4 protein-coding genes, 1 pseudogene and 1 riboswitch are annotated in these 5,046 nt (G+C 76.2%); of the genes and pseudogenes, 4 read left to right on the forward strand and 1 reads right to left on the reverse strand.

Annotation, left to right across the window (positions count from 1 at the left end; translation table 11 throughout):
- Together MUU72_RS34885 and MUU72_RS34890 are read left to right on the forward strand one after the other, a co-directional pair.
- Positions 1–578 (forward strand): annotated as a pseudogene (locus MUU72_RS34885) (hypothetical protein); the annotation flags it as partial.
- Positions 579–646: 68 nt separating this feature from the next.
- Positions 647–734, forward strand: a riboswitch (ZMP/ZTP riboswitch).
- A 27-nt stretch (positions 735–761) separates the two neighbouring features.
- The gene (locus MUU72_RS34890) at positions 762–1,631 is read left to right on the forward strand and encodes a bifunctional 5,10-methylenetetrahydrofolate dehydrogenase/5,10-methenyltetrahydrofolate cyclohydrolase (protein ID WP_248017478.1); all 870 of its coding nucleotides are present in this window, start codon (positions 762–764) and stop codon (positions 1,629–1,631) included.
- Positions 1,632–1,655: 24 nt separating this feature from the next.
- Here MUU72_RS34890 and MUU72_RS34895 read toward each other — a convergent pair whose 3' ends face one another.
- Entirely contained in the window at positions 1,656–2,090 is a 435-nt protein-coding gene (locus tag MUU72_RS34895; protein ID WP_248017479.1) for a hypothetical protein, read from the reverse strand.
- A gap of 381 nt (positions 2,091–2,471) precedes the next feature.
- Between MUU72_RS34895 and MUU72_RS34900 the strand changes: the two genes are divergently transcribed.
- Positions 2,472–3,905: a DUF5685 family protein gene (locus tag MUU72_RS34900; RefSeq protein WP_248017480.1), complete on the forward strand. Its 1,434-nt coding sequence runs from the start codon at positions 2,472–2,474 to the stop codon at positions 3,903–3,905.
- Positions 3,906–4,277: 372 nt separating this feature from the next.
- The coding region (locus MUU72_RS34905) for a class I SAM-dependent methyltransferase (protein WP_248017481.1) at positions 4,278–5,046 on the forward strand (769 nt) is incomplete at its 3' end.

Genomic DNA, 5,046 nt, shown 5'->3' on the forward strand with positions numbered 1-5,046 from the left:
CCCCGCAGCCCCCCGTCGCGCCCGCGCCGGCCCCCGCCCCGCCCGCACCGGCCACCGAACCGGCCTGGTCGCCGGCGCTCGACGCGGTCCTGGTGCACAGCCACCACACCGGTGCCGACCTCACCGCACTCGCCGCCGAACTCGGCCTCGACGTCACCATCCTGGCCGCCCGCGCCCACCAGCTCTCCGCCGAGGCCCGCACCACCCGCGCCGCACCCTCGGACCGCATCGGCCGCCACCGGCGCATGACCGACGTACCGCCCGCCGCGCCCACCGCCGACCCCGCCTCCTACGCCCGCACCGACACCCCGGCCTCCCACGCCCCCTACGAACCGCACACCACTTGGGCCTCGCCCGCCCACCCCACTCCCTGGGCTCCACAGGACACCTATGCCTCCTGGGCACCCCAGGACACGCACGCCGCCTGGCCGACGCCACCGGCCCCGATGTCCTCCGCCCCCACCTGGGATCCCAGCGCCGTCACCGTCGCCCAGCACGACTGGGACGGCATCCTCAGCCAGTGGGAGGCCGCCACCGCCGCACCGCACACCTCCGGCCCCGGCCAGCAGTCCCCCTGACCCCGGGGGCGGGCCGCGCGCCGCCGACCGCCCCCGGTCCCGGCACCGTCCCGCCGTCGCCTACAGTGGGGCCGGGCCGTGACTGGCGCTTGGGTGGGGTACCACCGGGGAGCGGCCCGGCCGGACCGGCCGATGCCGTGCGCCTGGGCGATTCCGTACGACGTACGACGCTCAGGAGGCGCCATGTCGCAGACCACGTCCCCCACCGCCCGCCTGATGGACGGCAGCGCGCTCGCCCGCCGCATGGTCGAGGACGCCGCCGCCCGCACCGCGGACCTCACCGCCCGCACCGGCCAGGCACCCTGCCTCGCCACCGTCCTGGTGGGCGACGACCCGGCCTCGGTGACCTACGTCCGGATGAAGCGCAACCGCTGTGCGCAGGCCGGCATCCGGTCCCGCCACGTCGCCCTGCCTGCCGCGATCAGCACCGCCGGACTGATCGGCGCCCTCCGCGAACTGTCCGAGGACCCCGGGGTGCACGGCATCCTGCTCCAGCACCCGGTCGGGCCGCACATCGACGAGCGCGCGGCCTTCGAGGCCATCGCCCCCGAGAAGGACGTCGACGGCGTCACCGCCCACTCCTTCGCCGCGATGGGCCTGGGCATGGCCGGCTTCGCGTCCTGCACCCCCGGCGGCATCCTCCGCCTGCTGGACCACTACGGCGTCGAACTGGCCGGCAAGCACGCGGTGGTGGTCGGCCGCAGCCCGATCCTCGGCCGGCCGGCCGGCATGCTGCTGCTCGGCCGCGACGCCACCGTCACGTACTGCCACTCCCGCACCGCCGAACTGACGGCGCACACCCGGGAGGCCGATGTGCTGATCGCGGCGGTGGGCCGGGCCCGTTTCCTGCACGGCGAGCAGATCAAGCCCGGCGCGGTCGTCATCGACGCCGGCTACCACCCCGGCAACGTCGGCGATGTCGACTTCGCGTCGGCCGCCGGGGTCGCGAGCCTGATCACCCCCGTCCCCGGCGGTGTCGGCCCGATGACCATCGCCACCCTCCTCACCCAGACCGTCGACGCGGCGGCCCGGCAGCTGGGCGCCGCGGGCTGACGGCCGCTGAGGGCTGACGGGCCGTCAGTGCACCTTGACGGTGGCCCGCCAGGGCAGGACCACATGGGGGCAGACATGGCCGGGGGCGGCCCGGCAGGTGCGGTGCGCGGTGAGCGCGGCGGTGCCCCGGCCGACCGCCGTGAAGCGCGCGGTGGCGACCCCGGCCGGTGTCCGCCCGGCCGCCGTCCGCCGCAGCACCGCGGGCGTGCCGGACACCGGCAGGCTCCAGGTGAACGTCGTGCCGCGGCCGCGCGTACCGGCGAGCCGCACCTCGACCACGTCCCCGCGGCGTACGGACAGCGCCCGGCCGTTGTCCCGCTCGGTGAGCAGTACGCGGTGGGCCGCCGCGGCCGGGTGGTGGCCGAGCGGGGCCGGGGTCGCGGCGGCCGGACCGGCGGCCAGGACCGCGGCCGCGCTCAGGGCCGCGCCCGCGGCGGCCAGATACCTCATCGTCGTCATGACTCTCCAAAATCCCGGAAAAGACTGGGGGTTGGCGCCCGTCGCGGGACGGCCCGGCGGTGCGGCCGGGGGCATGCGCGAGGGCGCGGTCATGCTGCCATCAAGGGAGGAACCGGCGGTATCGACAGAAAGAGTGAAAGCGGCTGGAAAACACCTCCGGTTTCCTGCCGGTGGCCCGCCAACTGGCCTGTGCTCCCGCCGGGTTGGAGGGAGGTGCGCCAAACGCGCCGCGCGTCCGGGCTTCCGCTTCGGGGTGCGGACCGCAGCCGGACCGGGCGCTTCCCGGCGGTCAGGGCGTGTGCGCAGGTCACGGGCCTGGTGGGTAGCATGCGCTGCCGCGACTGCCGCTCCATGTCCATGTCATACGGGGGGTAGTTCTACGTGTTCGGAATCGTCAGGCCCTGCACCCATCGCCTCTCCCAGGGGCTCAAGACGGAGTGGATGGCCCACCTCTGCGGCCTCTGCCTCGCCCTGCGCGCCGATCACGGCCAGTTCGCCCGGATCGCCACCAACTACGACGGGCTGATCGTGTCCGTCCTCACGGATGCCCAGTCCGGCCGGGCGGACCTGCGGCGCCGCACCGCCGGGCCCTGCCCGCTGCGCGGGATGCGCACCGCCTCGGTCTCCCGCGGCGAGGGCGCCCGGCTCGCCGCGTCGGTCTCCCTCGTCCTGGCCTCGGCCAAGCTCCGCGACCATGTCGCCGACGGGAACGGGATGCTGCGCCGCCGCCCCCTGGCCGCCGCGGCCCGCCGGGTCGCCGCGGGCTGGGACCGGGCCGGTGCCCGCACCGGCGCCAGGCTCGGCTTCGACACCGCCGTACTGGTCGACGCGGTCGACCGGCAGCTGGGCATCGAGCGGCTGGCCGGCCCCGGGACCCCGCTGACGGTGATCACCGAGCCGACCGAGACGGCCACCGCCGCGGCCTTCGCACACACCGCAGTCCTGGCCGGCCGGCCGGGGAACGCCGAGCCGCTCGCCGAGGCCGGCCGGCTCTTCGGCCGGCTGGCGCACCTCCTGGACGCGGTGGAGGACCGCACGGCCGACGCCGCCGAGGGCGCCTGGAACCCGCTCACCGCCACCGGCGCCTCCCTGGCCGAGGCCCGCCGGCTCTGCGACGACGCGCTGCACGGCATCCGCCTCGCCCTGCGCGATGTGGAGTTCACCGACTCCGCCCTGGTGCATGTGCTGCTCGCGCATGAACTGCGCCGCTCGGTGGACCGGGCCTTCGGCACCACCACCTGCTCCCACCTGGGCGACGGGGCCCCGGGCCCGTACGGCGGCCCGAGCGGTCACCCGCACGCCGGGAACCCGTACCCGGGGAATCCGTACCCGGGGGATCCGTCCGGCGGCACCCCCTACGGGAGCGGCGGCGGGGGCTACGGGGCGCCGGCGGGCGGACCGTACGCCGACGGCCGACACCACCTCAACGCCCCGCAGACCCCGTACGGCGGCGGTCCGGTCCCGCCGGGCGGCCACGGCGGTGGGCCCGGTGGCGGCTACGGAGGTGGGCACGGCGGGCCGGGCGGCGGGCACGGTCACCCGTCGCGCGGCCCGCAGGGGCCGCGCACGCCGCGCGGCTTCTGGGCGGGCTGCGCCCTGGCCATCGGGCTCTGCTGCACCTGCAAGGTCTGCTGTGCGGCGGAGTTCGAGGGGCCGTGGTCGGGCAAGAAGCGCGAGGGCTGCTGCTATGCCTGCGACTGCTGTGACAGCTGCGACACCGGTTGCAGCAGCAGCGACTGCTCCTGCTGCGGCGACTGCTGCGGCGGCTGCGGCTGTTGTGATGGTTGCGACTGTTGCGGCTGCTGCGACTGCTGAGCGGGGCGCGGTACGGCATACCGGCCGGGAAAGCGGTGGAGGGGCGTGCGGCGGGCGTGTTAGTGTCGCGCCCGCCGGGCGGCAGCGCGCCCGCGTGGACGTGGACCGTTGACCTGGATCGAAGCTCCGGGCCGAGGTCGCTGGACGGAAGTTCTGGGCCGGGCCTCCGGGCCGGCGTCCTGGACCGAAGGGGAGATGAGTTGATGACTGTCATGGCGCACACCGCCCTGTGCGGTGCCCGGACCGTCCTCATCTCCCGGGCCCCGGCCCTGACCTGAGCCTTCCGCCTTCCTGCGCCCACCCGGCCGTTCACGCGCCGGGCGGCCCGGCTCAGGCAGCCATCGGGGCCCCTTCTTCCCAAGGGTCTCTCCGTTGTCCCCGTCTTTCGTCGATCCCGTTACCGACGCCTTCTTCGCCCTGCACCACGGCCCGCCCCGGCAGAGCGCCGGGTCGGACGCCTCCACCCGGCACCTGCTGCGGCTCGCCGGGCCCCTGCCGCCGCGTCCGCGCGTGCTGGACCTGGGCTGCGGCCCGGGCCGCTCCGCGCTGGTCCTGGCCGCCGACACCGGTGGCCAGGTCACCGGTGCCGACCTGCACCAGCCCTTCCTGGACGAGCGGTTCGCCGCCGCCGGCCAGCGCGGACCGCGCGCCCGGACCACCGCCCTGAACTGCTCGATGGCCCACCCTCCCTTCCCCGACGGCACCTTCGACGTGGTCCGGGCCGAGGGCTCGGTCTACCCCCCCGGCTTCGACACCGCCCTGCGCAGCCGGTGCCGGCTGCCGGCACCCGGCGGCGTCCTGGTCGTCACCGTGGCTGAACGGACCCGCCCCGGCCCGTCCCCGCAGGCCCGCACCTACCGGGCCGCGGCGTACCCGCTGCGCACGGCGGTCCGGAACATCGCGGCCGCGGAGGCCGCCGGCTACCGGGTGGCGGCCCCCTGGCCGCTGCCCGAGAGTGACTGGTGGGATGAGTACCACACCCCGCTCACCGAGCGGCTCGCCACCGCCGACCGCACCCGGCCCGGCATGGCTCAGGCCCTCGCCGCCCTCGACCGCGAACTCACCCTCTGCCGGGATCACGGCACCGACTACCGCTACACGGGCTACGTCCTGCGCCCCCTCCCGGGCCCCGCCCCCACCC

Origin of the sequence: Streptomyces rhizoryzae, assembly GCF_023155275.1 — a bacterium.
In the GTDB taxonomy this organism is placed as follows: Bacteria; Actinomycetota; Actinomycetes; order Streptomycetales; family Streptomycetaceae; genus Streptomyces; species Streptomyces rhizoryzae.

Coding starts and splice junctions, on each gene's coding strand:
- MUU72_RS34890 (WP_248017478.1), top strand. CDS start 762: ATGTCGCAGACCACGTCCCCCACCGCCCGCCTGATGGACGGCAGCGCG.
- MUU72_RS34895 (WP_248017479.1), bottom strand. CDS start 2,090: ATGACGACGATGAGGTATCTGGCCGCCGCGGGCGCGGCCCTGAGCGCG.